The sequence below is a fragment of the Nocardioides sp. genome (assembly GCF_964228225.1).
Classification (GTDB): Bacteria; Actinomycetota; Actinomycetes; order Propionibacteriales; family Nocardioidaceae; genus Nocardioides.
Window position 1 is genome coordinate 60,473 of record NZ_CAXQZB010000081.1, and the last position, 25,548, is coordinate 86,020.

Below are 25,548 nucleotides of genomic sequence, written 5' to 3' on the forward strand. Positions count from 1 at the left end.
CCGTGACCGCCCTCGTCCTGCGCACGATCTTCTCGCTGGCCGCGATCCTGGGCCTGCTGCTGCTGCTCACCCGGTTCGCGGGCCGCCGCTTCCAGGGCCGCACCGGCGCGGTGCAGATCCTGCACCGCCAGACCCTCACCCGGGGCTCCGCGGTGTCGGTGGTCGCGGTCGGACGCCGCCTGCTGGTGCTCGGCACCACCGAGCAGCAGGTGCAGGTGCTCACCGAGCTCGACCCCGAGGACGTGTGCGGCCTGCCCGGCTTCGAGCCGCTGGCCGCCCTCGGCGCCCCGTGGCAGGACGTCGCCCCGGCTCCCGCGCTGCCCGCGGACACCGTCGGGACCGTCGTCGCCGGGGACACCGGCGCTCCGCAGGGACCCTCGCTGCTCAAGCGCGCCGACCCCACCGGCGCCGGCACCCTCGCCGACCGCGCCGGGGTGAAGGTGGGCCAGGCCCTCACCGCCGGGCTGACCGGGCTGACCGGACTGACCCGGCTGCGCCGCGGGCACACGGACGCCCCGACCGCCGACGTCGTGCCCACGACCGACCCGACGCTGCCGGTGGCCGGGGTCCTCGACCGGCCGCTGCCGGCCCCGGCGGACGTCGCACCCGCCCCGGAGCCCGAGCCGCTCGCCGACCTGTCCGAGCACCTCGCGGAGGCGCTCGCCGAGCGCCTCGCCGAGCTCGACGCCGCGCTGCTGCTCACCACCGGCGCGACCGCATCCGCCGTCGACACGGCCCCCGAGGCCGGCGCGGACATCACCACTGAGACCGTCACGGAGACCGGCACCGAGACCGGCACCGAGACCGGCCCCGAGGCTCCTGCCCCGGCCGCGCCGGGCCGGCGTCCCGCGGCGACGAAGGCGGCGCCGCGGGCGGCGACCCCGCGGAAGACGGCGGCCCCTCGGAAGACGGCGGCCCCGAAGGCGGCCCCCACGACCGCACAGAAGACGGCCCCGAAGACGGCGCAGAAGACCGCCGCTAAGGCGGCTCCGAAGGCGGCTCCGAAGGCGGTTCCCGCGGCCGCCTCGCCCGCCGAGCTGCTGCTCGCCGCGGAGCTCGAGACCCCGGCCGCCCCGACGACGCCGGCCGCCCCCGCCGCGCCGGGTCCCTACGCCGACTTCGCGGCCCACCTCGTGGCCGAGCTCTCCCACCTGGAGTCCACCGAGTCCCCCGAGCCCGTCACCGACGCCGCCGACACCGCTCACAGCACCGACACCGGGGCGACCGCCCCCACCGCCCCCACGACGCGCCCCGGCGCCCCGGTCACGCCCGGCTCGGGACCGCTGGCCGGCTCGCTGCTCTCGCCCGACACCTGGCGCCAGGCCAGGGCCGCCCTGAATCGCACCGCCTCATGAGCGCCCGCACCGCCCCCGCCGGGAGCCCGGTCCGACGCCGGATCGCCACCCTCCTCGCGGGGCTGCTCACCGCTGCCCTGCTGGGCCTGGTCGCCGGGCTGCTGTGCGGCGCCGCGAGCCCCGCCTCGGCGGCCGCTCCGGCCTCGGCGGCCGCGGGCGCGCCCCTCCCGACGCTCACCCCCCTGACTGCGGGCCTGACGGCGGGCCTGACGGCGGGCCTGCCGGCCGAACCGACCGGCCCCACCGGGCCGACCGGACCCACCGGTCCCGGCGGCGACCAGGCCGGCAACGACGTCGTCAGCGTCGACCTCGGCGGCCTCACCGACAAGCCGAGCACGTCGGTCACGGTGCTGCTGGCCCTGACCATCCTCTCGGTGGCGCCGGCGCTGCTGCTGACCTGCACCAGCTTCACCAAGGTGCTCATCGTGCTGGGTCTGACGCGCAACGCCCTGGGCCTGCAGCAGACCCCGCCCAACCAGGTGCTCGCCGGCCTCGCCCTGTTCCTGAGCCTGTTCATCATGGCCCCGACGCTGGGCGCGATGAACGACGCGGGGCTGCAGCCCTACCTCGACGGCGACCTCAAGGCCGGCCAGGCCTTCGACGCCGGCGTCGAGCCGCTCAAGGAGTTCATGCTCGCCCAGACCGGCGACGACGAACTGGAGCTGCTCAGCCAGGTGGGCCGCCGCGACCTGCCCGAGACCCGCGACGACGTGCTGATGTCGACCCTGATCCCGGCCTTCATCATCAGCGAGCTCAAGCAGGCCTTCATCATCGGCTTCCTGATCTTCATCCCCTTCCTCGTCATCGACATCGTCGTGAGCGGGGCGCTGATGGCGCTGGGCATGATGATGATGCCGCCCGTCATGGTGTCGCTGCCGTTCAAGCTGCTGCTCTTCGTGATGGTCGACGGCTGGGGACTGATCATCACCGCGCTCGTGCAGAGCTATCAGACCTAGCGGGGCCCCTCCGACCAGGCACGCCCCGCGCCCCGCGCCCCGCGCCCCCCAGCCACCTCGACCAGCCCGTCCGGAGGACACCGTGTCCGACACCGCCGTCATCGAGATCGCGATGCAGACGATGATGATCGCGCTCAAGCTGTCCGCGCCGATCCTGCTCACCGCCCTCGGGGTGGGCTTCGTGATCTCGCTGTTCCAGTCGATGACGCAGATCCAGGAGTTCACCCTGGCCTTCGTGCCGAAGGTCGTGGCGGTGGGCCTGGTGATCCTGCTCAGCGGCAACTGGATGATGCACTCGCTGATCAACTTCACCCAGGACCTGTTCGCCATGCTGCCGGACCTGCTGGCCTGAGTCCCCGACACCGAGACGACCGGACCCCGAGCACGCCATGGACCTGACCATCGCCGGTGCGCCGATGCTGACGCTGCTGCTGGCGTCGGTGCGCATCATCGCCTGGATGGTGCTGGTCCCGCCGTTCTCCTCCCGCGCCATCCCGATCACCGCCAAGGTGATGCTCTCCCTGGCCCTGGCGGTGGCCGGGGTCTCGATGATGGGGCCCGAGGGGATCACCTCGGTGCCCACCACGACCCCCGACCTGCTGGGCCTGGTGCTGGCCCAGATCGTGATCGGCGCGCTCATGGGCTTCGTGACCTCGATGCTGTTCGCGGCCGTCGCCGCGGCCGGCGCGCTCATCGACGTCTTCGGCGGATTCTCCCTCGCCCAGGGCTTCGACCCGCTCGGCATGACGATGAACTCGGTGATCGGCAAGCTGCACCAGATGCTCGCCGTCGTGCTGCTCTTCGTCAGCGGCGGGCACCTGCTCGTGCTCGGCGGGCTGCTGCGCACCTTCGAGATGCTCCCGATCGGCTCGACCCCCGACATCGACACCGCCTCGGAGGTGCTGATGCGCGCCTTCCACGTCTTCTTCGTCACCGCCGTGCAGATCGCGCTGCCGCTGATCGCGGTGCTCTTCCTCGCCGACCTCGGCCTGGCGCTGATGACCAAGGTCGCCCCGCAGCTCAACGCGATCAACGTCGTCTTCCCCGCCAAGATCGGGCTCACCCTGCTGCTGGTGGGCCTGTCCTTCCCGGCCCTGCCCGGGGTGATGGACCGGCTCGTGGACCTCACGATGCAGGCCACCGCGACCCTGGCCGGCGGGGCGTGAGGCGGCGATGAGCGGCAACGCGGGTGGTGAGAAGACCGAGAAGCCCACTCCCAAGCGCAAGAAGGAGGCGCGCAAGGAGGGGCAGGTCGCCCGCACCCAGGAACTCGGGCCGTGGCTGGCCCTGGCCGTGCTCTCGCTCGCGCTGCCCGCGCTGGCCCGCCGCGAGATCGACGCGCTGACCGTGCTGATGGACCGCGCCCTGCGCCAGATCGCCAACCCCGACCTCGGTCTGGTGCTGGTGCTCCTGGAGGACGCCGCCCGCCACATGATCATCGCCACCAGCGTCCTCGGCGCGCTCGTGCTGATCCTCAGCGTGGCGGCCACGCTGGGACAGGGCGGCTTCTACCTCGCGACCAAGCAGGTCAAGCCGAACCTGAAGAAGCTCGACCCGATCCAGGGCTTCAAGCGGGTCTTCGGACCGCACTCCCTGTGGGAGGGCGCGAAGATGCTGGTCAAGTGCACCCTGGTGGGGGTGCTGGTGTGGAGCGGGATCTCCGCCGCCACGCCGCTGATCGGCGGGCTGGTGCCGATGAGCGCCGTGCTCGACGTCGCCGTCGGCGAGGCGCTGGGCATGCTGCGCACCGTGGCGGTGGCCGGCGTCGTCATGGCCGCCGTCGACTACGCCGTCATGCGGCGCCGCACCAACAAGCAGATCAAGATGAGCAAGGAGGAGATCAAGCAGGAGCACAAGCAGGCCGAGGGCGACCCGCTGCTCAAGGGCGCGATCCGTGCCCGGCAGCACGCCGCGGCCCGCAACCGGATGATGGCGGCGATCCCCGAGGCCGACGTCGTGCTCGTCAACCCGACCCACGTCGCCGTGGCGCTGCGCTACCAGGCCGAGCGGGGGGCGCCGATCGTGGTCGCCCGCGGCGCCGGGGCGATCGCGGCACGCATCCGCGAGGTGGCCACCGAGCACCGCGTGCCCCTGGTGCAGGACGTGCCGCTCGCCCGAGCGCTGTACCGCTCGACCCAGGTGGGGCAGCCGATCCCGACCGAGCTGTTCGCCGCCGTCGCCCACGTGCTGGCCTTCGTCATCTCGCGCCGCAACGCCGGCGTGCGCGGCGGCCAGCACCGCTCCCCCCGCCCCGACGAGGCGCTCCCGCACGTGCCCCCCGCCGGTCAGCGGCGCCGTCGGGCGCGGGCCACGGCGACGCCCGCCCCGAAGCCGGCGGGTCCCAACCCGGCCGGACCGAACCCCTCAGCCGCGGCGGCCGGCGGCCGATAGGTCGTCCGGACGCCAGGACGGTGTCGCACGCGCCACGGACGGCGTCAGTGACCCCACCCCCTCATGCCCGCCTTCGCGATCGAGGAGCCTGCGTTTCCATGAAGCGACTCACCCAGCTCGGGGTGCCCGTCGGCATCGTCATGATCGTCGTGATGCTGGTCGTGCCCCTGCCGGCGATGGTGCTCGACCTGCTGATCGCCGCCAACATCGTGGGCGGCCTCGTGGTGCTGCTCACCGCGATGTTCGTGGGTCGGCCGCTGGACTTCGCCTCCTTCCCCGCGATCCTGCTGGTGATGACGCTGTTCCGCCTCGCGCTCAACGTCAGCGCCACCCGGCTGGTGCTCATCGACGGCTACGCCGGCAAGGTGATCGAGACCTTCGGACACTTCGTGGTGGGCGGCTCGCTGATCGTCGGGCTGATCATCTTCGCGATCCTGCTGGTCATCCAGTTCGTCGTCATCACCAACGGCGCCGGCCGCGTCGCCGAGGTCGGCGCGCGGTTCACCCTCGACGCCATGCCCGGCAAGCAGATGGCCATCGACGCCGACCTCAACTCCGGCCTGATCGACGAGGACACCGCGCGGCGGCGCCGGGCGGAGGTGCACGCCGAGGCCGACTTCTACGGTGCGATGGACGGCGCCTCCAAGTTCGTCAAGGGCGACGCGATCGCCGCCATCATCATCACGCTGGTGAACCTGCTCGGCGGCTTCACGATCGGCATGGTGCAGCGCGGCATGTCGGCCGGGGAGTCGGTCACCACCTACTCGCTGCTCTCCATCGGCGACGGCCTGGTCTCCCAGATCCCCGCCCTGCTGCTCTCGGTCGCCACCGGCCTGGTCGTCACCCGCAGCGCGGGCGACCCCGACGGCGACGGCGACATGGGCTCCGACATCCTCAAGCAGCTGCTGGCCAAGCGGGCTCCGCTGCAGGTGGCGGGCTTCGCCGGCATGGCGCTGTGCCTGATCCCGGGGATGCCCAAGATCCCGTTCCTGCTGGTCGGCGGCACGCTGCTGCTGGTCTCCGCGCGCATCGACGAGAGCGGGGGCGCCAAGGCGGGACGCCTGCCCGACGGCACGCCGGCGCTCGCCGTCGACACCCCCCAGCTCGGCGGCGGCCCGGACCTCCCGGAGTCGCTGGCCGAGGAGATGCAGGTCGATCCGCTGGGCCTGGAGCTCTCGGCCGACCTCGTCGACCTCGTCGATCCCGCCGCGGGCGGCGACCTGCTCGAACGGGTCAAGGGCCTGCGGCGCAAGGTGGCCGGCGAGCTGGGCATCGTGATCCCGCTGGTGCGCACCCGCGACGACATCGCGCTGCCCTCGCGCACCTACGCCATCAAGCTCTTCGGCATCGAGGTCGCCCGCGGCGAGGCGCCGCCCGGCACCGTGCTGGCGATCGGCGACTTCCTGGGCTCGCTGCCCGGGGAGGCCACCCAGGAGCCCGTCTTCGGCCTCGAGGCCAAGTGGATCCCGCTGGAGATGCGCCACCAGGCCGAGCTGTCCGGGGCCACTGTCGTGGACCGCAGCGCCGTCATCACCACGCACCTCGCCGAGGTCGTCAGCGCCCACGCCGCGCGCCTGCTGGGCCGCGAGGACGTGCGGCTGCTCGCCGACGTCGTCAAGCGCACCCACCCCAACGTCGTGGACGAGCTGACCCCCGCCCTGCTCTCGCTCGGCGAGGTGCAGCGGGTGCTGCAGTGCCTGCTCGACGAGCGCATCTCGGTGCGCGACCTGGTGCGGATCTTCGAGGCGCTCTCGCTGCGCGCCCAGGTGTCGAAGGACATCGACGGCCTCGTGGACGCCGCCCGCGCCGCCCTCGGCCCCGCCGTGGTGGCCCCGTACGTGCAGGACGGCGCGGTGCACGTGATCAGCCTCGACCCGACCCTGGAGCAGCACCTGCTGGAGTGCCTGCGCGCCGGCGACCAGGGCCCGGTGATCGCTCTCGACCCCGGCCTGATGCAGGCCCTGATGACCAACCTGGCCCACCACCTCACGACCGCCGAGAACCGCAACCTGCGCCCGGTCCTGGTGTGCGCCCCGCAGCTGCGGGCCGCGGTCCGCCGCCTCGTGCGGCCCTCGATCGACCGACTGCCCGTCCTGTCCTACCGCGAGATCACCGGCAGCGCGCAGGTGCGCTCGGCCGGCGTCGTCACCCCGCAGAGCCTGGAGGTCCCCGCATGAGCCCCTTCTCCGCCCCCGTCCTCGGCGCCGCGGCGCTGCTGGCCTCCTCCGCGCTGTGGCAGGCCGTCGTCGACGGCACCCTGCCCCTGGAGGTCGCCCTCACGCGCTATCTCATCGCCGTCGGCATCGCCTGGGTGGCGCTCTCGGCGCTGGTCGGCCTGGTCGGCGACCCGCCGGCGCGGCCCGCGGTGCCGACCGGGAACCCCGCCGACCCCTCCAGCCCGGGCATCCCGGGCTCGGCGGCCGCGCCCGGGACGGCGACGTCCGCGGGCACCGCGGAGGAGGGCGGCGCGGCCGCCTGAGTCAGTCCGACGTCGTGGGGGCGGTGCTCACCGGCACCCGCGCCAGCGCGGCGGCCAGCGCGTCGACGGTGATCGGCTTGCTGAGGTAGTCGTCCATCCCGGCCGCCAGCATCCGCTCGCGGTCCCCGGGCAGGGCGTTCGCGGTGAGCGCGATGATCCACGGCTGGGGCAGGTCGGTGCGGGCCCGGATCTGGCCGGTGGCCTGCAGCCCGTCGATCACCGGCATCTCGACGTCCATCAGGATCACCTCGATCGGCGCCGGCGTCCCGTCGGCGGTGTCGGCGGCGTCGGCCGGGTCGGCGGCCTCGGTGATCCGCGCGACCGCGGCGGCGCCGTCGGCCACGACCTCCGGGGTCACGCCGATCCGACCCAGCATCCGCACGACCACCTTGGTGTTCACCGGGTCGTCCTCGGCCACCAGCACGCGCAGGTCGGGACCGAGGCCGGGCGCCCCCTCCGCCGTGGCGGCCCGCACGGGCGCGACCACCGCCGAGACGGCCACGTCGAAGCGCACGAGGGTCCCGCGGTCGACCTCGGACTCCAGGGTGATCGTGCCGCCCATGGCCTCGACGAGACGACGGCAGATCGCCAGCCCCAGCCCGGTGCCTCCGCGCTCGCTGGTGCTGGAGGCGTCGCCGCGCACGAAGGAGCGGAACAGGTGCGGCACCCGCCACGACGGCATCCCGATGCCGGTGTCGCGCACCTCGCCGTGCAGGCGCAGGCCGTCGCCGGCACCCCCGCCGCCGGTCGCGCTGAGACGGACCTCCACCGAGCCCTGCTCGGTGAACTTCAAGGCGTTGCCGACCAGGTTCACCAGCACCTGGCGCAGCCGCATCTCATCGCCCCGCACCTGCGCGGGCACGGCGGCGTCGACGGCCGTGAGCAGGGTGAGTCCGGCGAGGTCGGCCTGCGGGGCGAACATCCGCGCGACCTCCTCCACCAGCGCGCGCGGGGCGAAGGGCAGCGAGTCGGGCCGGACGCGACCCGACTCCAGTGCCGAGAAGTCCAGGACGTCGTTGACCAGCGCCAGGAGGTGGCTGCCGCTGCGGTGCGCCGTCTCGGCGTAGTCGCGCTGCTCGGGGTCCAGCTCGGTGAGCAGCAGCAGGTCGCACAGGCCCAGGACCGCGTTGAGCGGCGAGCGGATCTCGTGGCTCATCGTGGCCAGGAAGCGCGACTTCTCCTCCGCCGACTGCTCGGCGGCGCGGCGGGCCCGGTCGAGCAGCCGCTCGGCCTCGTGCCGCTCGGTGACGTCGGTCAGCACCGCGAAGAAGCCCTCGACCTCGCCGTCCTCGCCGTGCACCGGGGAGAGGTCGATCGCCGCGATCCAGGTCGACCCGTCGCGGCGCCGGCACTCCAGCTCCCCGCGCCACGGCCGCGAGGCCTCCGCCGCCTCGGTCATCGACCCCACCTGCTCGGCATCGGCCGCCGCCGCGGGCAGGACCGCGGTGAGGGGGCGCGCGAGCACGTCGCCGGCCGAGAAACCGGTGAAGGTGAGGAAGGCGTCGTTGACCCACACCGTGCGCCGGTCGGGGCCACCGGCGAGCAGCATCGTCTCACTGGCCGCCATCACGCGGCCGAAGAAGGCCAGCTCGTCGTTGGCGGCGCTGAGCCGGCGCACCGTGGCCGCGCGCTGCCGGTTGAGCCGCACCGCGAGCACGCCCGCCACGGCGGTGGAGCCGATGCCGGCCGCCACCAGCAGGCCGACCCAGCGGGTGAGGTCGCCGGTCTGGTCGAGCAGACCGCGGCTGGCGCGGTCGAGGGCCGCCGCCTGGGTGCGGCGGTAGATCTCGCCCTGCGACACCAGCAGGTTGTAGGTCAGCTCCAGCTCGTCGATCCGCTTCGCCGCAGCCTCGCGCTCGGGGCTGCCCACGGGTGTGCGGGCGGCCTGGAGCACCAGGGGGCGGACCTTCTCCTCCCACGTCGTGCGGGCGTCGCGGGCCAGCTGCAGCAGGTCGGTCGAGCCGAGGGTGGTCAGCTGCTGGTCCAGCGCCGACTCCGTGGCGCGCTGGGTGACGAACTGCTGCTGGGTGTCCACCGAGGGCAGCGGCGCGCCGGTGGCGATCAGGGCCTTGAGCCGCAGCAGCTCGCGCTGGGCCTGGCTGAGCGTGCGCACGTTGGTGTTGACGAGGTCGGCGCTGATCGTCAGGCGGTCGTCGAGCTCGCGGGTCTGGTCCTGCAGCTCGGCCCCGAGCAGCACCCCGCCGGAGAGCAGGACGACGCCGAGGGCCGCCACGAGGGCGCCGGAGCTGCGGGCGCGGGACAGCATCCGGCCGAACCCGCGCGCCGTCGTGGGCCGCCTTCCACCCATCCGTCCCACCTTCTCCCCCTCGACCTCCCGCACGACCAGCCGCCCGCTCACGTCCCGTCGCGCCCGCGACCCGAGGGTGTCACCACCACCGGGTCGGGCGCTCACTTCAGCGTGATGGTGGCCAGCTGCCAGATGGCCCGCGGGTCGTACACGGCCGGGTCGAGGTCGTAGCCCGAGCTCGGGTACACGAACCGGGTCGGGCCGTAGTTGGCCACTGACATCGGTTTGCCGTCCATCCGGGTGGCCAGCAGCAGCGGGAGGTCCTGGGCGTCCTTGACCGGCACGTCCACGACGTAGTCGTTGAGGGCCACCGCGTGCATCATCGTGGCGTCACCGCCGGCGACGGCGAGCAGGTCGCGCACCAGCGGCCCCGAGAACGTCGCGAGCTGCCCCGTGGCGTCGTCGTCCTGCACCTCGTAGGACATCACGCCGAGCCGCTCGAGCAGGTCGCGGTCGAGCTGCAGCTCCTCGCCCACGTTGGTGGTCGTGCCGCCGCGCACGGTGAGCAGCACCGGGCCGGTGGGCGGGGGCACCGCGTCCCCGGGCCGCAGGCTGGCCTCGCTGACGACGGTGAGGTCGACCGCGCTCGTGGCGTCGGTGGGGCTGGGGGCCGGCGCCGCGTCGCTCCCGCAGCCACCGAGCAGCGCGGCGACGACCACCGTCAGCAGGACCCCCAGGAGCGCCGCGCGCCCGCGCGGAACGGGCCCGGAGGCGGAGGGGACGGACGGGACCGGGACGTTCACCCCCACAGCATGAGGCAACCCGTGCTCCCGCGCGGCCAGATCCGGTATGGATTCCGACAAGGTGCCGCCCCACCCCTTCCGGGCGAGCCGGTGCAGTGCCTAGGTTCGACCACGCCATGGACCCCACCCAGTGGAGTGGATCCGCCGTCCCCTCCCGGGACCCGGGTCGTCCCTCCGACCACCTCTCGGGAGCACGCCGTCGCGCCCCGGGCACGGCCGCCGTCGACCCCGCCCCGCTGGACCGGCTCGCCCTCGACCTCGGCGGGGCCGACGCGGCCGCCGAGGTGCTCAGCGACTACCTCGACCTGCTGCCCGAGCGCCTCGCCGCCACCCGCACCCTGGTGGCCGCCGACGAGCGTCGCCGTCTGGTGCACACGCTGAAGTCAGGCGCCCGGCTCCTCGGCGGGCACGCCCTGGCCGAGCTCGCCGAGGGCATGGAGCACGCCGCCAGCCAGGGCCTGGCGTGGACCCCCCGACAGCTCAGCGCCCTCGAGCAGGCCGCCGCCGACGCCACCGACGAGTGGGCGCGCTGGCGCTCCTCGGTCGCGCAGTAGCGACACCCCCGCGCGCCGCCCGTCTGGTCGCGATCTTGTCGATCCCGACCGGATCTCCTTGAGTCCGACCGGCGATGCTGGACGGGTGGTCGACGTCGCCCCGCTCCCCGAACCCCGTGCGGGGCTGGACACGGTGACCCTCGACCTCGTCGCCGAGGTGCTCGGCGAGGCCGGCCTGGCCGGGGTGCCGGAGGTGCGCCACGAGACCCTGGTGGCCGCGGCGGTCAACCTCGTCCTGCGCCTCACCGGCGTGGAGGAGTGCTGGTACCACGAGCCCGGTCCGCTGGCCGACGTCGTGGCCGACCACGACCGCGCGACGGGCCGGCCCTGGGTCACGACGCTCACCGCGGCGGCGCGCCACGACCTCACCGGACGGGTGGGCCACGGCTCGGTGGCCGCACTCCCGGTGCACCGCATCGGCGAGCCGGCGGCCCTCGCCATCTGGCGGCGGGCCGTGGGGCCGTGGACGCCCCGCGAGCTCGGCACGCTGCGGGCGGTCGCGGACGCCCTCGGCCGGGCGCTCGACGCCACCGCCTCCCACCAGCTCACGCCCGACCAGCGCGCCCGCGCCGAGTTCGACCGGCTGCGCGCCGAGCTGCTCGAGACCCTCAACCACGAGCTGCGCACGCCGCTCACCGTGCTGGGCATGAGTCAGGAGCTGCTGCGCGAGGACCTCGAGGACCGCGGCATCGACGGCGTCGACGGCCTGCTGGAGCGGGCCGAGCGGAGCCTGGAACGCCTCGACGCCATCGTGCACAGCATCGCTCGCCTGGGCGCCGGGGCCACGGGCGACCAGCGGCTCGCGACGTCGAGCGGTCCCGGGGTCGACGCCGTCGCCCTCGCCCTCGAGGTCGCGGAGACCTGGGGCGGGCAGCGCCGCGTCGACGTCGTCGTGACCGGCGGCGGCCCCGAGACGCCGCAGGCCCCGGCGGGCCTGCCGCTGGTGGCGGTGCCGGCCGACGACCTGCGCGAGGTGCTCGACCGGCTGCTCTCCAACGCCGTGAAGTTCTCCGCCGACGGCACCTCGGTGGAGGTGCACCTCCACGCGCCGGACCCGCCGCGGCGGCGGGCGCTGACCCTGGAGGTCCGCGACCACGGCGTCGGGGTGCCGGCCACCGAGCTGCACCGGGTGGGGGCGCCGTTCTTCCGCGCCTCCAACGCCCGGGCCCAGCAGGTGCAGGGCCCCGGCCTGGGCCTGGCCGCCGCGACGACGCTCGCCCGCGGCTGGGGCGGCGACCTCACCCTGCGCAGCGAGGACCGGGGCGGCACCACCGCGGTCGTGCTGCTCCCCACCTGCCAGGAGCGCGCCTGCCTCGGCGCGGTCGGTCTCCCGCCGGGCTGGGAGCCCACCGACGGCTGAGCTCCCGCTCCGGGGCTCAGCCGGTGACGAAGTCCGCGATGACCCGCCCCAGTTCGGGGCCGCTGTCCTCCTGCAGGAAGTGGCCGGAGTCGGTGAGGGTGGGGTGCGTCAGGCCGCGGGTGCCGGGGATCAGCTGCTGCAGCAGCCCCGCCATCGGCCCGGTGATCGGGTCGGAGTCGCTGAAGGCCACCAGGAACGGCTTCTCCCAGGCGGTGAGGACCTCCCAGGCCGCCCGGTTGGCCTCGGTGGCGGGGTCGTCGGGGCGGGTCGGCACCAGGGTCGGCATGACCCGCGGCCCGGCCTTGGCCTCCTCCACCGGGAACGGCGCGTCGTAGGCGGCCCGGTCGGCGTCGGCGAGTGGGCGCACGCACCCGGCCTCCACGAACCGGCCGATGTCGAGGGTGGGCGCGCTCTCGACGGCGCGACGGAACATCCACCACACCTCGGGCATGTCGAAGTCGCCGGTGGGCAGTCCGGTGTTGGCGGCCACCACCTTCGCCACCCGCGCGGGGTGCTCGGCCACCAGGCGCAGGCCGATCAGGCCGCCCCAGTCCTGGCCGACCACGACGACGTCGGTGAGCGCGAGCCGGTCGAACAGCAGCTCCCGCACCCACTCGACGTGGCGGGCGAAGCTGTGGTCGGTGGTGGCCAGCGGCTTGTCGGAGCGCCCGAAGCCGATCAGGTCGGGGGCGATGCAGCGCACGCCCGCCGCGACGAGCTCGTCGATCACGTGCCGGTAGAGGTAGGACCACGTCGGCTCGCCGTGGAGCAGCACCACGACCGGGGTCCCGGGCTCGCGGGGGCCGGCGTCGACGTAGGCCATCCGGAGGGTCGGACCGTCCTCAGGTCGATCGGGGTCGGTGACCTCGGCGTAGGAGGCGGGACGGAACTCGACGGCGGCGAAGGCGTCGTCCGGGGTGCGGTAGGTCTCCACGCACCGCAGCATGCCAGAGGTCCGCGGCTACCCGGCGGTGCCGGCCGCGAGGGCGGCGAGGGTGAGCAGCTGCTTGCGCATCATCACCAGGTCCCCCCAGGCCAGGGCGTGGGCCACGGGCGCGGGCGCGTCGGTGACCATGCGGCACACGAGCCGGCTCCGGGCGTCCGAGGCGCCCGGCAGCACCGCATAGGTGACGCCGGTGCGTCCGGCCACCGACTGCCCGCGCGGACCGGTGACCCCGCTCCAGGAGCGGGCGCCGTCGGGATGCTCCTCCACGTGGGTGACGGTGAAGACGATCGCCATCCGTTGCCCGACCACGATCTCCTCGCATCCGGGGGTGAGCGTGCGGGGACTGCGGCGGCCCAGGTTGTCGATCCAGTCGTAGCTGTAGGGCGCCACGGCGAGCTGCCCGAGCCAGCGCCACACGACGGCCACCGGCGCTGCGACGTCGACCGCCCGCACCATCGCGCGCGGGGTGCGGCCGGGGCGGACGAGCTCGTCGGCGCGGCGCGGGCCGCACTCCTCGCGGCGCGCGCCCCAGACCCAGGGCACGCCCGAGCGGGGCGTCACGGCGCCTCAGTCCCCGGCCGCCAGCTGGCGCGAGCGGTCGCGGGCGGCCTCCATCGCCGCCAGGAACGCCGCGCGCACCTTGTGCACCTCCAGCTCGCGCAGCGCCGAGGCGGTGGTGCCGCCGGGGGAGGTCACCTGCTCGCGCAGCACGGTGGGGTGGGTGCCGGTCTCGCGCAGCATCTTGGCCGAGCCGACCAGGGTCTGGATGACCAGCTCCGAGGCCGTCGCACGCGGCAGCCCGAGGTGCACCCCGGCCTCGATCATCGACTCCACGACGAAGAAGATGTAGGCGGGGCCCGAGCCGGAGATGGCGGTGACGGCGTCCTGCTGCCGCTCGGGGATCCGCACGACGCGGCCCACGGAGTCCAGCAGCGACTCGGCCTCCACCAGGTGCGGCTCCTCGCAGTGGCGGCCCGGGGAGATGGCGGCCATGCCCTCGTCCACCAGCGCGGGGGTGTTCGGCATGACCCGCACCACGGCGACGCCCTCGGGCACGTGCGCCTCGATCGTCTCGGTGGTGATGCCGGCCGCGAGCGAGACCAGCAGCTGGCCGGCCCGCAGGTCGGGCGCGATCTCGCGCAGCACGTCGACCATGTCCTGGGGCTTGACGACGAGGGCCACCGTGTCGGCGGCGGCCGCGGCCTCGCGGTTGGACACGACGGCGACGCCGTAGCGCTCCTCCAGCTCGGCGGCCCGCTCGGCCCGCTTCTCCCCCACCAGCAGGTCGTCGACCCGACGGCCCGCGCGCACCAGTCCCGAGAGCAGGGTCTCGCCCATCACGCCGGCGCCGATGATGGCGGTGCGGCGGCCGGTGGCGGGTGCGGGACTGGTCATGGGGACTCCTCGGGAGAGCGGGACGCGGGCGACAGGATCAGCGGGTGGAGATCAGGGAGCGGAGGAACAGGGCGAGGTTCTGCGGACGCTCGGCGAGGCGCCGGGTGAGGTAGCCGTACCACTGCTCGCCGTAGGGCACGTACACCCGCACCGTCTCACCGGCCGCCGCGAGGCGCCGCTGCTCCTCGGGGCGCACGCCGTAGAGCATCTGGAACTCGTAGGTGCGCGGAGCCCGACCGTAGCGGCTGGCCAGCGAGGCCGCGATCTGGATCATCCGCGGGTCGTGGGTGGCGATCATGGGGTAGCCCTGGCCCGCGAGCAGGATCTTGAGGCAGCGCACGTAGGCACGGTCGACCTCGAGCCGGTCGGTGAACGCGACCTCCTCGGGCTCGGCGTAGGCGCCCTTGCACAGCCGCACCCGCGAGCCCTCGTGGGCCAGCGCCCGGCAGTCGGCCTCGGTGCGGTGGAGGTAGGCCTGCAGCACCGCACCGGTCTCGGGGAAGTCCATCCGCAGCTCGCGCAGCGTGGCCAGGGTGCGGTCGGTGGTGGTGTGGTCCTCCATGTCGAGGGTCACCGTGGTGCCGACGTTGCGGGCGGCGCGGCAGATGATCCGCGCGTTCTCCAGAGCCAGCCGGTCGCCGTCGGGCAGCGCCTGGCCGATGGCCGAGAGCTTCACCGACACCTCCGCCTGGTGGGCCAGGCCGGCGGCCGCGAGGGAGGACAGCAGGTCGCGGTAGGCGGCGACGGTCGCGTCGGCGTCGCCGGGGTCGGTGGTGTCCTCGCCGAGGTGGTCGAGGGTGACCGCGAGGCCGCCCCGCACGAGCTCGGCGGTCGCGGCGACGGCGTCGGCGGTGTGCTCGCCGGGGACGTAGCGGGCGACCAGCCCGGAGGCCAGCGGCAGGCTCGTGACCAGCCGACGGAACCGGGCGCTGCGGGACACCAGGAGGATGGGTTGGCGCAGCAGTGACATGTCCAGCAGGCTACGCCGGGCCCGGTCCCGACCCGGCAGGCCCGTCGGACACCCCGGCCGGCACGAAGTGGGTGCGGGCGAACTCCAGGGACTCGCGCAGGTCGGCGATGCGCTCCTCGCGGTCCTGGCAGCGGCGGGTGTTGATCTCCAGCACGATGTCGCCGGCGAAGCCGGTGGCCGCGAGGTGGCGCAGGAACGCCGCGGCGCCCATGACGCCCCGCCCGGGCACGAGGTGCTCGTCCTTGGCCGAGCCGGTGCCGTCGGTGAGGTGGATGTGGCGCAGCCGGGAGCCGAGCCGCTGCGCCATGGCGATGACGTCGTCCTGGGCGATCGCGGCGTGGGAGAGGTCGATGGTGGTGTTGGCGTAGTTCTCGGTCGAGGGGTCCCAGCCGGGCAGGTACATCTCCGCGCCCCGGCGGCGCGTGGCGCGCCAGGGGTACATGTTCTCCACCGCGAAGCGCAGTCCGGTGGAGTTCTCCAGCGCGGCGATGCCGTCCACGAAGTCGCGGGCGTACTCCTTCTGCCACCGGAACGGCGGGTGCACCACCACGACCTCGGCCCCCACGGCGTGCGCCATCTCGGCCGAGCGCTCGAGCTTGCCCCAGGGCTCGGTGCCCCAGACCCGCTGGGTGAACAGCAGGCAGGGGGCGTGCACCGCGCACACGGGCACGCCGTGGTGCTCGACCAGCTGGAGCACGGCGGAGGTCTGCTGGCTCAGCGCGTCGATGCCGACCATCACCTCGACGGCGTCGTAGCCCACCAGCGCGGCGTAGGAGAAGGCGTGCGCGGTGGACTCGGGGTACACCGAGGAGGTCGAGAGGCCGATCCGGGTCATGGGGCGCAGGTGTCCTCGCGGGTGTTCATCGGGGGCTCAGTGGTCGCGCAGCCGGTCGATGCGCTCGAGGATCACGCCCTCGCGCAGGGCCCACGGGCACACCTCGAGCGAGCTGAGGTCGAAGATGTCCATGCAGGCCTCGGCCACCAGCGCCCCCGGCACGATCTGGTGGGTGCGCGAGGCGGACACGCCGGGCAGCGCGGCCAGCTCCTCGGGGCTCATCGCGACGAGCTTGGGGATCCAGGTGCGCAGCTCGGCCAGGGGCAGCCGGCGTCGCACGAGCGGGCCGTCGCCCGAGGGCGCCGCACCGCAGATCCGCGCCAGGGAGCGGAAGGTCTTCGACGTCGCCGCGGCACGGTCGGGGGCGCCGGCGCGCAGCAGGTTGCCGGCGTCGCGGGCGATGTCGGCGCGGATGGAACGGCGCACCTCGCGCAGGCCCTCCTCGGTGAGCCCGGTGAGCCCGGTGAGCACCCGCCGGGGCCCGGTCTCCTCCAGGGTCACGCCGCTGGGGTGCACCGGCTCGGCCTCGAGACCCTCCGAGGCGCGCTGGACGTCGACGACGACGGTGCCCAGCCGCGGCGCGAGCCGGGCCGCCCCCAGGGGCAGCGACCAGGCGACGTCGGGGGTCTCGTCGGCGCCGGCGGCGATCTCGAGCGACCCGCCGCCGATGTCGAACACGGCGAGCCGGCCGGCCGACCAGCCGAACCAGCGGCGCACGGCCAGGAAGGTCAGCCGGGCCTCGTCCTCACCGGAGAGCACCTCGAGGTCCACCCCGGTGCGCCGCCGCACCTGGGCCAGCACGTCGTCGGCGTTGCGCGAGTCGCGCACGGCCGAGGTGGCGAAGGCCAGCAGCTCCTCACAGCCCTTGTCCTCGGCGAGCGCGACCGACTCCCCGACGAACGCGGCGAGCGCGTCGATGCCCGCCTGGGTGACCGCGCCGTCGTCGTCGAGGTGCTCGGCGAGCCGCAGCGGCTGCTTGTAGGAGTGCGCCGGGAGCGGCGCGGAACCGTCGTGGGCGTCGACGACGAGCAGGTGCCCGGTGTTCGAGCCGATATCGAGGACGCCCAGGCGCATGGGCCCACCGTAGCCGTAGGCTCGCCGACGTGCCTGAGGTCGACCTGGGTTTCCCCCGCGCCTTCGTGGAGTTCGCCAACCCCGCCGACGCCTCCGAGGTGCTGCGCTGCGACCTCACCTGGCTCACCAGCCGGTACCAGTGCATCTTCGGCTCGGGGTGCGCGGGCATCTACGCCGACGCCCCCGACGTCGGCTGCTGCACCCTCGGCGCCCACTTCTCCGACCGGGACGACGAGCGTCGCGTGGCGGCGTTCGTGGCCCAGCTGACCCCCGCCACCTGGGAGGGCCACCCGGGCCGGCGGGTCACCCGCAAGGACTGGGTCGAGGTCGACGACGAGGGCGCGCGCAAGACCCGCACCGCGGTGGTCGACGACCAGCAGGCCTGCGTGTTCCACAACCGTGGCGGCGTCGACTCCCCCGCAGGCGAGCAGGCCGGCTGCGCGCTGCACGGTCTCGCGCTCGCCCGGGGCCGGCACCCGTTGGAGACCAAGCCCGACGTCTGCTGGCAGCTGCCGATCCGCCGCACCTTCCGCGACGTCGAGCGCCCCGACGGCACCACCTACACCGAGGTCGGCATCGGGGAGTACGAGCGCGCCGGGTGGGGCCCCGGCGGCCACGACCTGGACTGGTACTGCTCGGCCAACACCGAGGCCCACACCGCGCCCGAGCCGGTCTACCTCACCCACCGCGCCGAGCTCGTGGCGCTGATGGGGCAGGCCGCCTACGACGTCCTCGTCGGGCACTGCGAGGACCACCTCGCCACGCGCGGGCCGCGGGGCCCGCTCGCGCTGCACCCCGCCACGGCCGCGACGCTCGCGCCGCGCGGTCCGGCCGCGACCTGAGCAACCCCCCACCCGGTTCCGTCCACACCCGCGCGGGTGTCTCGACGTCGAGACACTCCGACCCCGCCGTCGGGGTGCCGCAGGAGGGCGCACACAATGACGACATGCGCCTGGACCACCTCTCCTACGCCGCCGGCCCCGACGGTCTCGCCGCCACCGCGGCACGGATCGGCTCCCTGCTGGGCTGCGAGTTCGCCGACGGCGGGGTCCACCCCCGCTTCGGCACCCGGAACATGACCCTGGCCCTGGCCGACGGCACCTACCTCGAGGTCGTCGAGGCGCTGGACCACCCGGCCTCGGACAAGGCCCCGTTCGGCCAGGCCGTCAAGGCCCGCTCCGCCCTCGGCGGCGGCTGGCTGGGCTGGGTCGTCGCGGTGGCCGACATCGCGCCCGTCGAGACCCGCCTGGGTCGCGCTGCGGTGGCCGGCAACCGCCACAAGCCCGACGGCACCGAGCTGAAGTGGAAGCAGATCGGCGTCAACGGCCTGCTGGCCGACCCGCAGCTGCCCTTCTTCATCCAGTGGGAGAGCCCGGCCGCGCTGCACCCCTCCGCGGGCGCCGACGGCGCGGTGTCGCTGGCCTGCCTGGAGATCGCCGGCGACCCGCAGCGGGTGAGCGAGTGGCTCGGCGAGTCCGTCGAGGCGCCGCTGGAGGACGTCAAGGTCGAGTGGGTCGCCCCGCACGGCACGCCCGGCATCCTCGCCGCGCAGGTGCAGACACCCGGCGGGCTCGTCCGGATCTGACACCGCATCTGAAGCCGCTCCCGGGGGCCATCGAGAGCCCCAACATCTGGCGTCGTCCCGACCTGTACGAGGTCGAGAACCGCGCCGTCGACCCCGACGGCCGGCTCTGGACGGCGATGCGCGAGCGGGTCGACTGGGCCGGTGCGACGGTGCTCGACCTCGGCTGCGGCACCGGCTTCCACCTCCCGCTCTTCGCCGCCGACGCGGCGCGGGTGGTCGGCGTCGAGCCGCACCCCGACCTGCTCGCCCTCGCCCGGCGCCGCACCCGGCGCTGCGAGAACGTCGAGCTGCTGCCCGGCACCGCCCAACGGGTCCCGCTGCCCGCGGCGAGCGTGGACGTCGTGCACGTGCGCTGGGCCTACTTCTTCGGCCCCGGCTGCGAGCCCGGACTCGCCGAGCTCGACCGCGTCGTGCGCCGGGGCGGCACGGCGCTGATCATCGACAACGACGGCTCGCGCTCCACCTTCGGCGCCTGGTTCCGCGCCGGCTACCCCCACCTGCCGCCGCCGGCCGAGATCGAGCGGTTCTTCTCGCTGCGCGGCTGGACCCGCGCCAGCATCGACATGGGCTGGCGCTTCGAGACCCGCGCCGACCTCGAGGCCGTCGTCCGCCTCGAGCTCCCCCCGGCCGCCGCCGACCGCGCGCTGGCCCACCACACCGGGCTCAAGGTCGACTACGCCGTCAACCTCTGGTCGCGCACCTTCTGATTCCCCGTCGTCACCAGCGAAATGGTCGGGTTCTGGGCCGGAACCGGTGCATTCCGCTGGTGACAACGACCTGGCGGCGACCCCTCAGGGGACGGTCGAGCCGCGCACCACGAGCGAGGGCGAGAGCAGGCGGCCCTCGCGCACCCGCGACGGCGTGGCCAGCAGGTCCTCCAGGGCCCGCACCACCGCCACCGCCCCCTCCTCCAGCGGCTGGCGCACCGAGGTGAGACCACCGGGCACGAGCTGGGCCACCTGGGAGTCGTCGAAGCCGACCACGGCGACGTCGTGGCCGGGACGCAGGCCGCGCTCGCCGAGGGTGTGCAGCACCCCCATGGCCAGGGTGTCGGAGGCGCAGACGAAGGCGGAGGGCTGGGCCTCGTCGAGCAGCCAGGCGCTGGCCTCGCGCCCGCTGCTCACCGTGTCCTCCACCCGCGCGGCCAGGCCGGTGCCGGGCAGGCCGTGCTCGTGCAGCGTGCGGCTCCACCCCGAGCGGCGGTCCTCCCCGATCCAGGAGTCCTTGCGCCAGCCGATCCAGGCGATGCGTCGGTGGCCGCGGTCGAGCAGGTGACGGGTGGCCTCGGCAGTGCCGGCGGCGCCGTCGACGTCGACCCACGGGTGCCGGGCACCGGGGTCGTTCCAGGGCCGGCCGAAGGCCACGAAGGGGGCGCGGCGCTCACGCAGCCAGGCCGACTGCGGGTTGCCGAGGTAGGTGTCGGTCACCACGAAGGCGTCCACCGCGGTCGAGCGCAACAGGTCGTCGTAGCCGTCGACGACGGCGTCGTCGGTGCCGCTGAACAGCAGCACGTGGTAGCCGGTCTCGCGGGTGGTCCACACCAGCGAGTGCACGAAGCGGTCCATGACCGCCGTCGCCGTGCCCTCCAGCACGGGGCTGAGCCGCAGTCCGACCAGGTGGGAGGCGCGGGTGCGCAGGTTGCGGGCCGCGCGGTTGGGGAGGTAGCCGAGCTCGGCGATGGCCTCCTGCACCCGGGCGAGGGTGTCGGCGCGCAGCAGGTCGGGGTTGTTGACGGCGTTGGACACCGTCTGGCGCGACACCCCGGCGCGTTCGGCGACGTCGGCCAGGGTGGGGGCGGGTGCGCCGGTGCGCACGACGCGGGCGGGACGCTCCACCGTGGACACCTCCGCTCGATGGTTCTGGATCGATCCAATGCTGCCGATCCACAGGATACGCACGCCCCGCCGCGCCCCGGGGCAGGGCGGCGCACCGGGACTGTCGGCGGCGACGGCTAGCGTGCTCGACATGGCGACCAAGACCCCCAGACCGGCCCGTCCGGCCTACCGCTGCGGCGAGTGCGGCTGGGAGACCGCGAAGTGGGTGGGGCGGTGCGGCGAGTGCCAGGCCTGGGGCACCGTCGCCGAGGCCGCTGCCGCCTCGGGCCTCACCGCCGCGGCGCCGGTGAGCGCCCCCGCGGTGCCGATCGGCGACGTCCCGATCAGCGACGCCACCTTCCGCACCAGCGGGGTGCCCGAGCTCGACCGGGTGCTGGGGGGCGGCATGGTCCCGGGGGCGGCGGTGCTGCTCGCCGGCGAGCCGGGGGTCGGCAAGAGCACGCTGCTGCTCGAGGTCGCGGCCCAGACCGCCCGCACCCGGCGTCGGGTGCTCTACGTCACCGGCGAGGAGTCGGCGGGCCAGGTGCGGCTGCGCGCCGAGCGCACCGGCGGGGTGCAGCCCGAGCTCTACCTCGCCGCCGAGACCGACCTGGGCGCCCTGCTCACCCACGTCGAGCAGGTCCGCCCCGAGCTGCTGGTGGTCGACTCCGTGCAGACCATCGGCGCCGCCGGCACCGACGGCGCACCGGGGGGCGTCACCCAGGTCAAGGAGGTCTCGGCGGCACTGGTGCGGGTGGCCAAGACCCGCGGCATCGCGACCGTCCTGGTCGGCCACGTCACCAAGGACGGCTCGATCGCGGGCCCGCGCGTGCTCGAGCACCTCGTCGACGTCGTGCTGCACTTCGAGGGCGAGCGCAGCAGCCGGTTCCGCATGCTGCGCGCGGTCAAGAACCGCTTCGGCCCGGTCGACGAGGTCGGCTGCTTCGACCTCGGCCCCGAGGGCATCGACGCCGTCACCGACCCCACCGGCCTGTTCATCGAGCAGCACCAGGGCCGGGTCGCCGGCACCTGCATCACCGTCACCCTGGAGGGCCGCCGCCCGCTCCCCGCCGAGATCCAGGCCCTGGTCACCCCGTCCCCGCTCGAGCGCCCCCGCCGCACCACCTCGGGCCTGGACGGTGCTCGCATCGCGATGGTGCTGGCGGTGCTGCAGCAGCACTGCGGCATCCGGCTGCACTCCCAGGACGTCTTCGCCTCCACCGTCGGAGGCGCCCGCGTGATCGATCCGGCCAGCGACCTCGCCGTCGCGGTGGCGATCGCCTCGGCCTCCCAGGGCACCGCCCTGCCGCCCGGCATCGTGGCGCTGGGCGAGATCGGCCTGGCCGGCGAGCTGCGCCGGGTGCGCGACCTCCCCCAGCGCCTGGCCGAGGCCGACCGCCTCGGCTTCCGCGCCGCCATCGTGCCGTGGGAGCGGGCGCGTCCTCCCGGCTCGCGCCCCGAGCCGGTCGGCGACCTGCAGGTGGTGGAGGCCGCCCACGTCGCCGAGGCGCTGCGCACCCTGAGCCTGCTCCCCGAGACCGGCTCCGCGGGACCGGGGCACGGCCCGCGGGGCTGATCTGCCCGCGGCGCGCGACGACAACCCACGGGCCCCGGCGCCCCGGCGCCGATACGATGAGCGCACCACGACCCTGGAGGCCCCCGTGACCGATCGGACCACCGATCGCGGCGACGAACAGCTGCGGCTGCGCGCGACCCTCGCCCAGACCGCGCCGGGCACCGCGCTGCGCGACGGCCTGGAGCGCATCCTGCGCGGCCGCACCGGCGCGCTCATCGTGTTGGGCCACGACCGACTGGTCGAGTCGATCGCCACCGGCGGCTTCGCCCTCGACGTGCCGTTCACCGCCACCGGTCTGCGCGAGCTGGCCAAGATGGACGGCGCGATCATCGTCGACAAGGACGTCACCCGGATCATCCGCGCGGCCGTGCACCTGATGCCCGACCACACCATCCCCTCCGAGGAGACCGGCACCCGACACCGCACGGCCGACCGCGTCGCCCGCCAGACCGGGCACCCGGTCATCTCGGTGTCGCAGTCGATGCAGATCATCGCCGCCTACGTCGGGGAGTCGCGGCGGGTCCTGGAGGACTCCGGCCAGATCCTCTCGCGCGCCAACCAGGCCCTGGCCACCCTCGAGCGCTACAAGCTGCGTCTCGACGAGGTCTCCAGCACCCTCTCGGCCCTGGAGATCGAGGACCTCGTCACGGTGCGCGACGTCGCCGTCGTGGCCCAGCGGCTGGAGATGGTCACCCGCATCGCGGCCGAGATCGAGGACTACGTGCTCGAGCTGGGCACCGACGGCCGCCTGCTGTCGCTGCAGCTGGAGGAGCTGGTCACCGGCCTCGACGGCGAGCGCGAGCTGCTGATCCGCGACTACGTGCCGGGCGGGCGCCGCAGCAAGAGCCCCGAGACGCTGCTCGGGCGCCTCGCCGCGCTCTCGGCCACCGAGCTGGTCGACCCCGCGGCCACCGCCAAGGTGCTCGAGATGGGGGCGGGTGAACACCTCGACGGCGCCGTCGCCCCGCGCGGCTACCGGCTGCTGGCCAAGGTGCCGCGCCTGCCCGCTCCGGTCATCGACCGACTCGTCGACCACTTCGGCACCCTGCAGAAACTGCTCTCGGCCGGGATCGACGACCTCCAGGCCGTCGAGGGCGTGGGCGAGCTGCGGGCCCGCAGCGTGCGCGAGGGTCTCTCGCGGCTGGCGGAGTCCACCATCCTCGAGCGCTACGTCTGAGCCCGACGTCCGAGCCGGGCCGGGCTCAGCGGCCCGGGCTCAGCGGGCCCGGGCTCAGCGAGAGGGGGCCGTGGGCTCGGCGAGGGTGAAGGTGACCTCGTCGGAGGGCTCGCCGCCGTAGGCCGCGGCCCGCACGGTGTACTCCCCCGCCTGGGCCCAGGCGGGCTGCGCCGGGCAGCCGACCTCGGAGAACCGGGCGTTCCACGCCAGGTCCAGCGTCGTGGTGGTGTCGCGGTACACCGTGACCGACTGGCCGGGGATCTGCCGGGGACAGTCCCAGCTGGCCCACACCGGGTCCGCACCCGCACTGACCTTGAGCGCCAGGTGGTCGGCGTCGACCTGCCAGGTGCAGGCCGCGGTGGTGGTCGTGCGCAGGCGCAGGGAGATCACCACCGGCTGTCCGGCCACCGCACCCGCCACGAAGGGTTCGACCTGCACCTCGGCGTCGTCGCAGGGCCCCGAGCTGGTGGGCAGCACGGGCTGGACGGGCTCCACCGGCTCGACGGGCGCCGTGGTCCCGGTCGGGTCGGTGCTCTCGGCCGGATCGGTGGTCCCGGACTGGTCCTGCTTCTTGCCCCGCCCCTTCCCGGCGCCGTCCGCGGACGGCTCAGCGGCCCCGGTGGCGTCCTCGGTCGAGGCGGTGTCCCCGGGGGCGGTGCCGGCGGCGGCGGTGGTCCCCTGCGAAGTCGCCGGCGGGCCGTCGCCGCCCCGCACGAGGTTGACCAGTCCGAGCACCGGCAGGCTCACGGCCACCAGCACCACGATCCGGCGACGCCAATAGACCGACGCGGGCAGCGGTCCACGGGGGCTCATGGGGTCCGACGTTAATTCGCCCCCGCCCCCGGCGGGTGGAGGCGCTCCGGGGAGAATCCGGTCGTGTCCCGCAGCACTCCCGTCCACCCCGATCACGAGCAGCGTGAGCCCCTCCACGAGCCCCTGATCGCGTGGTTCGACGCCCACGCGCGCGAGCTGCCGTGGCGGGGGCCGCAGGCGAGCCCGTGGTCGGTGATGGTCTCGGAGTTCATGCTGCAGCAGACCCCGGTGGCCCGGGTGGTGCCGGTGCACGAGGCGTGGTTGGAGCGCTGGCCGACGCCGGCCGACCTCGCCGCCGACGCCCCGGGTGAGGCGGTGCGGGCCTGGGGACGGCTGGGCTATCCCCGCCGGGCGCTGCGCCTGCACGCCGCCGCCACGGCGATCGTGGAGCAGTTCGACGGCGCCGTGCCCGACACCTACGAGCAGCTGCTCACCCTGCCCGGGGTGGGCGACTACACCGCCGCGGCGATCGCGACCTTCGCCTACGGCCGTCGCCAGGTCGTGCTCGACACCAACGTGCGCCGCGTGCTGGCGCGGGCGGTCGCGGGCAGCGAACAGCCCGGCCCCAGCGTGACGAAGGCCGAGCGTGAGCTCGCCGCCGGCCTGCTCCCCGCGGACGAGCCCACGGCCGCCACCTGGTCGATCGCCCTGATGGAGCTCGGCGCGCTGGTGTGCACCGCCGTCGCGCCCCGCTGCACCGCCTGCCCGGTCCGCACGTCGTGCGCCTGGGTGGCCGCGGGCCGACCGCCCTACGACGGACCGCTGCGCAAGCCGCAGAGCTGGGCCGGCACCGACCGGCAGTGCCGCGGCCGGCTGCTCGCGGTGCTGCGCGACGCCGAGGGCCCTGTGCACGCCTCCCGCCTGGAGGCGGCCTGGGACGAGCCCGTGCAGCGCGCCCGCTGCCTGGACTCCCTGCTGGCCGACGGCCTGCTCGTGCGCGCCGGCCCCACCACCTTCGCCCTCCCCTGACACTCGCACTCCCGGGTCACCGTCGGGGGGTCGCCTTACCAACCGTTCCTGCTGTTTCCGAGCTCGAAGACAGCAGGGATGGTTGGTACGACGACCACCCCGGGAGCCGCGGACGCACCGCGGCCCGCCGTCCCCGGTGGGGCCGGCGGGCCGCGACGAGGGGGCACGGGTCCGGCGGGGGCGCCGCCCTCGGGCTCCCCGGGCGCCGGGGGCGCCGTGGTGATGTCGCTGCCGCCCAGGGACTCCGC

The 25,548-nt window shown here is 74.7% G+C and carries 25 protein-coding genes; 15 read left to right on the plus strand and 10 right to left on the minus strand.

Annotated elements, in window-relative coordinates:
* The first annotated feature begins 2 nt into the window (after positions 1-2).
* The 7 genes from ACERUJ_RS19195 to ACERUJ_RS19225 all read left to right on the plus strand — a co-directional run bounded on the left by ACERUJ_RS19195 (position 3) and on the right by ACERUJ_RS19225 (position 7,181).
* Entirely contained in the window at positions 3-1,355 is a 1,353-nt protein-coding gene (locus ACERUJ_RS19195) for a flagellar biosynthetic protein FliO (RefSeq protein ID WP_370250553.1), read from the plus strand.
* Positions 1,352-2,311 carry a flagellar type III secretion system pore protein FliP gene (gene fliP, locus ACERUJ_RS19200; RefSeq protein ID WP_370250554.1) on the plus strand — a complete coding sequence of 320 codons (960 nt, stop codon included), beginning with the start codon at positions 1,352-1,354 and terminating at the stop codon, positions 2,309-2,311. Before ACERUJ_RS19195 ends, fliP begins: the two co-directional genes overlap by 4 nt.
* Before the next feature lie 82 nt (positions 2,312-2,393).
* Complete coding sequence (fliQ, locus tag ACERUJ_RS19205) at positions 2,394-2,663, plus strand: flagellar biosynthesis protein FliQ (RefSeq protein WP_370250555.1); 270 nt, start codon at positions 2,394-2,396, stop codon at positions 2,661-2,663.
* A gap of 37 nt (positions 2,664-2,700) precedes the next feature.
* Complete coding sequence (locus ACERUJ_RS19210) at positions 2,701-3,477, plus strand: flagellar biosynthetic protein FliR (RefSeq protein ID WP_370250557.1); 777 nt, start codon at positions 2,701-2,703, stop codon at positions 3,475-3,477.
* 7 nt (positions 3,478-3,484) lie between these two features.
* Positions 3,485-4,702 (plus strand): flagellar biosynthesis protein FlhB, encoded by a 1,218-nt coding sequence (locus ACERUJ_RS19215; RefSeq protein WP_370250558.1) that lies wholly within the window; start codon positions 3,485-3,487, stop codon positions 4,700-4,702.
* 98 nt (positions 4,703-4,800) lie between these two features.
* Positions 4,801-6,879 (plus strand): flagellar biosynthesis protein FlhA, encoded by a 2,079-nt coding sequence (flhA, locus tag ACERUJ_RS19220; RefSeq protein ID WP_370250559.1) that lies wholly within the window; start codon positions 4,801-4,803, stop codon positions 6,877-6,879.
* Positions 6,876-7,181 carry a hypothetical protein gene (locus tag ACERUJ_RS19225; protein ID WP_370250560.1) on the plus strand — a complete coding sequence of 102 codons (306 nt, stop codon included), beginning with the start codon at positions 6,876-6,878 and terminating at the stop codon, positions 7,179-7,181. Before flhA ends, ACERUJ_RS19225 begins: the two co-directional genes overlap by 4 nt.
* A 1-nt stretch (position 7,182) precedes the next feature.
* Here ACERUJ_RS19225 and ACERUJ_RS19230 read toward each other — a convergent pair whose 3' ends face one another.
* The gene (locus ACERUJ_RS19230; RefSeq protein ID WP_370250562.1) at positions 7,183-9,594 is read right to left on the minus strand and encodes an ATP-binding protein; all 2,412 of its coding nucleotides are present in this window, start codon (positions 9,592-9,594) and stop codon (positions 7,183-7,185) included.
* Positions 9,591-10,232, minus strand: a complete 642-nt coding sequence (locus ACERUJ_RS19235) for a molybdopterin-dependent oxidoreductase (protein ID WP_370250563.1) — start codon at positions 10,230-10,232, stop codon at positions 9,591-9,593. Before ACERUJ_RS19235 ends, ACERUJ_RS19230 begins: the two co-directional genes overlap by 4 nt.
* Before the next feature lie 116 nt (positions 10,233-10,348).
* Between ACERUJ_RS19235 and ACERUJ_RS19240 the strand changes: the two genes are divergently transcribed.
* Positions 10,349-10,786 carry an Hpt domain-containing protein gene (locus ACERUJ_RS19240; RefSeq protein WP_370250564.1) on the plus strand — a complete coding sequence of 146 codons (438 nt, stop codon included), beginning with the start codon at positions 10,349-10,351 and terminating at the stop codon, positions 10,784-10,786.
* Between the two features lie 85 nt (positions 10,787-10,871).
* Positions 10,872-12,146, plus strand: a complete 1,275-nt coding sequence (locus tag ACERUJ_RS19245; protein ID WP_370250565.1) for a sensor histidine kinase — start codon at positions 10,872-10,874, stop codon at positions 12,144-12,146.
* Positions 12,147-12,162: 16 nt separating this feature from the next.
* On the opposite strand, the gene ACERUJ_RS19250 is transcribed toward ACERUJ_RS19245, so the two are convergent.
* From ACERUJ_RS19250 to ACERUJ_RS19275, 6 genes are read right to left on the minus strand one after another with little or no spacing between them, the layout of a single operon-like run.
* Positions 12,163-13,080, minus strand: a complete 918-nt coding sequence (locus ACERUJ_RS19250; RefSeq protein ID WP_370250566.1) for a haloalkane dehalogenase — start codon at positions 13,078-13,080, stop codon at positions 12,163-12,165.
* 27 nt (positions 13,081-13,107) lie between these two features.
* Entirely contained in the window at positions 13,108-13,653 is a 546-nt protein-coding gene (locus ACERUJ_RS19255) for a hypothetical protein (RefSeq protein WP_370250567.1), read from the minus strand.
* Between the two features lie 6 nt (positions 13,654-13,659).
* A complete protein-coding gene (gene proC, locus ACERUJ_RS19260) occupies positions 13,660-14,487 on the minus strand; it encodes a pyrroline-5-carboxylate reductase (RefSeq protein ID WP_370250568.1) in 828 nt (275 codons plus the stop codon).
* A 37-nt stretch (positions 14,488-14,524) separates the two neighbouring features.
* Positions 14,525-15,451, minus strand: coding sequence for a proline dehydrogenase family protein (locus tag ACERUJ_RS19265; protein ID WP_370250582.1), 927 nt, complete (start codon positions 15,449-15,451; stop codon positions 14,525-14,527).
* Between the two features lie 16 nt (positions 15,452-15,467).
* Positions 15,468-16,292 (minus strand): sugar phosphate isomerase/epimerase family protein, encoded by an 825-nt coding sequence (locus tag ACERUJ_RS19270; protein ID WP_370250569.1) that lies wholly within the window; start codon positions 16,290-16,292, stop codon positions 15,468-15,470.
* A gap of 36 nt (positions 16,293-16,328) precedes the next feature.
* On the minus strand, positions 16,329-17,366 hold the full coding sequence (locus ACERUJ_RS19275) for a Ppx/GppA family phosphatase (protein WP_370250571.1): 1,038 nt from the start codon (positions 17,364-17,366) through the stop codon (positions 16,329-16,331).
* Positions 17,367-17,395: 29 nt separating this feature from the next.
* On the opposite strand from ACERUJ_RS19275, the gene ACERUJ_RS19280 reads away from it, so the two are divergent.
* The 3 genes from ACERUJ_RS19280 to ACERUJ_RS19290 all read left to right on the plus strand — a co-directional run bounded on the left by ACERUJ_RS19280 (position 17,396) and on the right by ACERUJ_RS19290 (position 19,658).
* The gene (locus ACERUJ_RS19280) at positions 17,396-18,208 is read left to right on the plus strand and encodes a hypothetical protein (protein WP_370250572.1); all 813 of its coding nucleotides are present in this window, start codon (positions 17,396-17,398) and stop codon (positions 18,206-18,208) included.
* A gap of 104 nt (positions 18,209-18,312) precedes the next feature.
* A complete protein-coding gene (locus ACERUJ_RS19285) occupies positions 18,313-18,951 on the plus strand; it encodes a VOC family protein (protein ID WP_370250573.1) in 639 nt (212 codons plus the stop codon).
* Between the two features lie 116 nt (positions 18,952-19,067).
* A complete protein-coding gene (locus tag ACERUJ_RS19290) occupies positions 19,068-19,658 on the plus strand; it encodes a class I SAM-dependent methyltransferase (protein ID WP_370250574.1) in 591 nt (196 codons plus the stop codon).
* 84 nt (positions 19,659-19,742) lie between these two features.
* On the opposite strand, the gene ACERUJ_RS19295 is transcribed toward ACERUJ_RS19290, so the two are convergent.
* Positions 19,743-20,786: a LacI family DNA-binding transcriptional regulator gene (locus tag ACERUJ_RS19295; protein ID WP_370250576.1), complete on the minus strand. Its 1,044-nt coding sequence runs from the start codon at positions 20,784-20,786 to the stop codon at positions 19,743-19,745.
* A gap of 130 nt (positions 20,787-20,916) precedes the next feature.
* On the opposite strand from ACERUJ_RS19295, the gene radA reads away from it, so the two are divergent.
* On the plus strand, positions 20,917-22,341 hold the full coding sequence (gene radA / locus ACERUJ_RS19300; protein ID WP_370250577.1) for a DNA repair protein RadA: 1,425 nt from the start codon (positions 20,917-20,919) through the stop codon (positions 22,339-22,341).
* 85 nt (positions 22,342-22,426) lie between these two features.
* Positions 22,427-23,518, plus strand: coding sequence for a DNA integrity scanning diadenylate cyclase DisA (disA, locus tag ACERUJ_RS19305; protein ID WP_370250578.1), 1,092 nt, complete (start codon positions 22,427-22,429; stop codon positions 23,516-23,518).
* A 54-nt stretch (positions 23,519-23,572) separates the two neighbouring features.
* Here disA and ACERUJ_RS19310 read toward each other — a convergent pair whose 3' ends face one another.
* Complete coding sequence (locus ACERUJ_RS19310; RefSeq protein ID WP_370250579.1) at positions 23,573-24,331, minus strand: hypothetical protein; 759 nt, start codon at positions 24,329-24,331, stop codon at positions 23,573-23,575.
* A gap of 63 nt (positions 24,332-24,394) precedes the next feature.
* Between ACERUJ_RS19310 and ACERUJ_RS19315 the strand changes: the two genes are divergently transcribed.
* Positions 24,395-25,300 (plus strand): A/G-specific adenine glycosylase, encoded by a 906-nt coding sequence (locus ACERUJ_RS19315; protein WP_370250580.1) that lies wholly within the window; start codon positions 24,395-24,397, stop codon positions 25,298-25,300.
* Positions 25,301-25,548 lie beyond the last annotated feature (248 nt).

What these genes read in the sequence shown, in the direction of transcription:
- fliP (WP_370250554.1), top strand. Translation starts at nt 1,352, where the DNA reads ATGAGCGCCCGCACCGCCCCCGCCGGGAGCCCGGTCCGACGCCGGATC.
- ACERUJ_RS19210 (WP_370250557.1), top strand. Translation starts at nt 2,701, where the DNA reads ATGGACCTGACCATCGCCGGTGCGCCGATGCTGACGCTGCTGCTGGCG.
- ACERUJ_RS19215 (WP_370250558.1), top strand. Translation starts at nt 3,485, where the DNA reads ATGAGCGGCAACGCGGGTGGTGAGAAGACCGAGAAGCCCACTCCCAAG.
- flhA (WP_370250559.1), top strand. Translation starts at nt 4,801, where the DNA reads ATGAAGCGACTCACCCAGCTCGGGGTGCCCGTCGGCATCGTCATGATC.
- ACERUJ_RS19225 (WP_370250560.1), top strand. Translation starts at nt 6,876, where the DNA reads ATGAGCCCCTTCTCCGCCCCCGTCCTCGGCGCCGCGGCGCTGCTGGCC.
- ACERUJ_RS19240 (WP_370250564.1), top strand. Translation starts at nt 10,349, where the DNA reads ATGGACCCCACCCAGTGGAGTGGATCCGCCGTCCCCTCCCGGGACCCG.
- proC (WP_370250568.1), bottom strand. Translation starts at nt 14,487, where the DNA reads ATGACCAGTCCCGCACCCGCCACCGGCCGCCGCACCGCCATCATCGGC.
- ACERUJ_RS19270 (WP_370250569.1), bottom strand. Translation starts at nt 16,292, where the DNA reads ATGACCCGGATCGGCCTCTCGACCTCCTCGGTGTACCCCGAGTCCACC.
- ACERUJ_RS19275 (WP_370250571.1), bottom strand. Translation starts at nt 17,366, where the DNA reads ATGCGCCTGGGCGTCCTCGATATCGGCTCGAACACCGGGCACCTGCTC.
- ACERUJ_RS19285 (WP_370250573.1), top strand. Translation starts at nt 18,313, where the DNA reads ATGCGCCTGGACCACCTCTCCTACGCCGCCGGCCCCGACGGTCTCGCC.
- ACERUJ_RS19290 (WP_370250574.1), top strand. Translation starts at nt 19,068, where the DNA reads ATGCGCGAGCGGGTCGACTGGGCCGGTGCGACGGTGCTCGACCTCGGC.
- radA (WP_370250577.1), top strand. Translation starts at nt 20,917, where the DNA reads ATGGCGACCAAGACCCCCAGACCGGCCCGTCCGGCCTACCGCTGCGGC.
- ACERUJ_RS19310 (WP_370250579.1), bottom strand. Translation starts at nt 24,331, where the DNA reads ATGAGCCCCCGTGGACCGCTGCCCGCGTCGGTCTATTGGCGTCGCCGG.